This is a genomic window from Dehalococcoidia bacterium (assembly GCA_035574915.1).
GTDB lineage: Bacteria > Chloroflexota > Dehalococcoidia > DSTF01 > WHTK01 > DATLYJ01.
Window position 1 is genome coordinate 1 of the sequence record DATLYJ010000128.1, and the last position, 4533, is coordinate 4533.

Genomic DNA, 4533 nt, shown 5'->3' on the forward strand with positions numbered 1-4533 from the left:
TTCACGCGTTCCTGGATCGCCTCCTTCGCTCCGCCGTTCTCGTCCCAAGCGAGCGAGGGCGGCAAAACCAGCAACGTAAGGGACTTCTGCTCCGGAAGGTCCTCCGCTGGGTTGACGATCACACGCCACGTCGCGCCCGCCAGCGCTCCCTTCTGCGACTCAGCCCGGAGATCTTCGAGGATCTCTTCCCCGAAGTTCTCCTTCGCGCTCTGCTGGCGGTACTGGACGACCAGTTTGTTCAGCGTCGGCTTCGTGCCGAACCAGTAGCGCTTCCCGAGGCTTCCAGCCGTCGCCGTGTGGAGGTAGAAGCAGCGGTTCTCCAGCTCCAATAGGGCACCATCCGCATAGTTCCAGTTCAGGCCCTCACGGGAGCATGCCAGCTTCAGGTCCTTCGAGCTGAAGCCGCTCCGGCCGCTCTGTCCACCGAACGAGCCGAGAAGAATCGCGGACGCCAGCCCCTGCCCGATGGCCTCGGTCCGGTAGTCGCCGCCGCGTTCCTCGTCGAAGATGCCGGCATTGGATCGGTCCCCCATGACGTCGGCCGCCGCGACGGACTGATACGCGGGCCCCCACAGGCGTGTCAGCGCCGCCTGCAGCGCATCGACAGACCAGCGCACATGGCACGGCTGGATCAGGTGCTGCGTCTCAGTGTTCCCTTGCCGGCGCTTCCAGAGGTCGCCGACGATGCTCGCGAGCAGGCGCAGCACGCCGCGCGTCCGCTGGAAGTCGGGGTGGCTGCCCCAGCGGGTGTAGAGGGCGTCGATGAGCAAGGGATGGAACGGATAGGCGCGCTGAAGCTGCTCGCGGTACGTGTTCTTAGCGGCCTCCGAAGGCACTTCGCCGGCGTGGGCCGCGTACATCGCCTGATAGACCTGGGCAACCTTCTTGGGATAGTCCGGCTCGCTTTCCGGCGCGATGGACTCGAACAGGCGGGCGCGGACGACCTCGTAGATCTCCTCGTCCGCGACGGGCTTGACGTCGGCCCCGAGGCGCTGGAAGCGCTTTTCCAATGCCACGAAGGCTTCCTGACCCTTCTCGCTCTGGGCGACCTCGTACTTGCTCGCCGGGAGAGTAGCGACTACGACGGCCCCCGGCACCTGCTGCACGGACTCGGTCAGCTGCTGGACGAACGAGACGGTTTGATCGGCGAGGCTCGTGTCGCCGACCGGCACGGCGGCCGCGCCCACACAGTAGTCGGCCAGCTCGTCCAACAGAATAAGGCAGGGCGATGCGGCTTGCAGGATCTCGAAGAAGAGCCCCTGCGGGACCCTCTGGCTCTCGTCGTTCGCCCGCACGCGCTCGTAAAGAGCCTTCCCCCCGAGCTGGTACGCCAACTCGCCCCACACGGTGCGCAGGTGAACGCCGGCTTCGACCTTGCGTCCCTGGGTCGCGTCGCAGGTCTGGTTCGTGAAGACGGCGACGCCCTTCACCTTTTCGGGAAGTCGTCCGCCGATGGCCTTTCGAAGGAGCTCCGCGTTAGGCGACCCCTTCAGCCGATCCGAATGTTTCGCGAGGTGCCACAGGGCCACGAGCGTGTGCGTTTTGCCGCCGCCGAAGGCCGTCTGGAGACTAATGATGCGGTCTCCGGTTTCGCCGCCGCCCCTTAGCGCGCCCGCGACCCGATTCAGCACGGTGGACAGCCCCGTGGTCACGTACGTCTTGCGGAAGAACTCCTCGGGATCGAGGTAGACCTCCGGGGCCGTGCCCTGGACGACCGCCCAGACGTTGGCTGCGAAAACGGCCTCGGCGAGACGTCCTTCGCGGATGTCCTCATGCGGCGTCGCAACGGCATACCACGGCTTGAGGGTATCGCTCATGATTGCTTTTCACCTCGTTCGTCGAAGGACAGTTCCCGCTGCGCGTCCCTGTATGCCGTGCGCTTGCCCTCCGTGCGGAGAGTCTGACGCTCGCCGAGCAAAGCGTTGACCAGCTTCCAGTCCTCCAGATCGCGGGGGAGGACCTCGAAGAGCGCCTGCGCCAGCTTCCAGAACGGGCCGTCTTCTAAGAGGTCGCGTTCGCGGAGATACCTGATCAGGTCCTTACGCTTCTCCTCCTTCCAGAGGAGCATACTGTGATGGAGCGCATCGATGTGCGGCGGGTTCTGATCGATCCCCAGTCCTCGACGGCTCGCGCGGTCTCCGAGAAGCGCAAGGCGGCACTTGGAACCGTCCACCACGAAGATCCCGTGCCCGCGAGCCACCTCCATGGCGTTGTCCTCGTCTCCGCCGATCTGCACCACCAACCGGGCGTCGTCCCACGCCTGTTCCGCCGTGCCGTAGAGGTTCGCCCAGACGTAGTAGAGGGTCGAGAGGTTGTCCCCGCGGAACTCGCCGGCGATGGCGTCACGCGCGGCCTGCTTGGCGAGTTCCAGGAGTTCGGGAATGCCAACGGGGGTCCCGTCAGCCTTCTCCACACGCTCGTATTTGCCGAACACGCCCACGGCCGGGCCGTAACAGGCAACGATGACATCGGCGCCCCGGAAGCCGTAAGACCAGAAGCGTTTGACGGATTGCTGGACAACCTCCTCGATCTCCCGGCGTACCTGTTTGAACGCGGCCGCGCTGCCCACCACGCGCGGCCTGCAGACCACGGTGATCGAGGTCTCGAGGGCCGCCGAGTTGAGGCCTCGCATCCGGTTCTTGAGCTCCATCTCGATGGGCCAGGTGGCGTCGATCGTGAGCCCTGCGGCAAACAGGCTGTGGATGAGCGCGGTCCAGGCCTGTGTCTCCTGGTGGGCGAAGACGACGCTCATCACACCGTCCGGGCGGCAGGCGCGCCTCGCCTCTCTGAACACGGCGGCGAGCTTCTCCGAGAAGTGCCGGTCCGCCACCTCGGCGCTTCCTCCGTGGCGGTGCCTGAGGGCCGTCGCCTCGTCCTCCTTGGGCACCTGCGGGGTGACGAACGCCTCCGGGATCTCCGCCGCGAGTCCGCGCTTGAGCCACACGTAAAAGAAGTCGGAGAGGTCGGCGTAGGCCGCTTCGTCGAAGTAGGGCGGGTCGGTGACGACGACGTCCGCCTCACCGTCGGCGAGGGCGAGGCGCGCGCCATCGCCGCGCAGGACGCGGGCAGCCGGCAGCGGCGCACTCTCGCGCCGGAGGAAGTGCATGATCCAGTCGAGCTGGTTTGCGAAGCCCCCGGTGACGTCGGAGAACGGATTGGCCTCGGGGTAGTCCCATTTCATGGGCAGCCGGGCGCCGTCGAAGGGGGTCTCCATTTTCTCGCCTTTCACGTTCCACCGACCCACGGAGGACATGCGACCCGCGTTCCGGCTCACCCACAACCCCAGGTACACCGCCACGGCGCGGCGATAATCCTCGTCCGCGATCTCGCGCCGCATGGCCTCCAGCGCCTCGTGGAGGCACGCGACGAAGGTCTGCACAGCCACGAGCTGCCGGGGGTTGAAGAGTGAGCCCCAGGTCTTCAGGCCGTAGAGGTGGACGCGAATTCCCGTCGAGTTGGCCACGTCGTCGGCGCCCTCGGCGTTGATCTCGGGCAGGATCATCTCCCCCGGCCGTTCTACCTCGATCTTCGCCGCCTTCCGGAAGGCGGCCAGGTCCGTCTCCTCGACCGGCCGGTAGTCCTTGCCGTCTTTTCCCTCGACGATCACCGCCACCATCTGCTCGCCCATCCGGCCATCGCAACCGGCGGCGCGCACCGCAGCGACGGGCGTCACCTGGTCGCAGTACGGGCAGCGGACGTTGCCCTTCTTGAGCATCGTCCCCTCGGTACGTCGGATCTCCTTGCCGCGCGCGATGCCGAAGCGGACGCTCTTGCGCTCGCCGTCCACGTCCATGACGAGCGCAACCTTCTTGTCCTCCTTGTCGCAGACGAGCAGGCTCTTGAGGAGCGGCATCTCCCCCCGGCAGGCGGGATTGGCGCAGGGCACGGTCCGCGCCCAGAGGTAGCCGACTACCGGCCGGCCGGCCTTTCCCGGCGGGTACAGATGCCCGGTTCGCTCCCGCGCTCGGTCGAGAATCCACCGGGCCCACCGCTCGACGTCGTGGGCCAGCACGTTCGGCACCTCGATCTCGCGCTCGACGGTCCTTCCGAACTCCTCGACCACGACGGTGCGGCGGCCCGGTCTCCCGAAGCGCTGCGGAAACTCACACGTCCCTCGCAGGATCAGGTACGCGACCGGGTTGTAGTCGTTCGCGATCGGCTCCGCGCCGAGGCGCCCGGCCTCGAGCGGGATCGCGCCGCCGCCCGCGAAGGGATCGAGCACGCGCGGTGCCCGGCCGCCGTGCGCTACCCGCACCAGCTCCCGCGCCACGCGCAGTGCGGCCTGCCCCTGCGGGTTCTCCGGGTCCGAGGTCTCCCACTTGACGAGCGAGCGATCGTCGAGGAGCCGATCCGGCTTGGGCTCTCTGCCGCTCTTGCCGCGCTCGAACGCGAGCGCCTCCGGCGACCACTTGGCGATGAACATCAGGAGCCGGTTGCGCAGTGTGTCCGGCATGCCCTCGTAAGGTAGGTACGGGTCCTCGTCGCGCCGGTGCTCCCGCCCGCGCACATAAGACTTGAGCTCCGACGGCACCT

Annotated in this window: 2 protein-coding genes; both read right to left on the reverse strand. The window is 67.2% G+C overall.

Translation table 11 applies throughout. The features are described from left to right. On the reverse strand, positions 1-1817 hold a 1817-nt coding region (locus VNN10_12205), incomplete at its 3' end, for a DUF499 domain-containing protein (protein HXH22781.1). Beyond that, a partial coding sequence (locus VNN10_12210) for a hypothetical protein (protein ID HXH22782.1) occupies positions 1814-4533 on the reverse strand: 2720 nt, incomplete at its 5' end. The genes VNN10_12210 and VNN10_12205, both read right to left, overlap by 4 nt.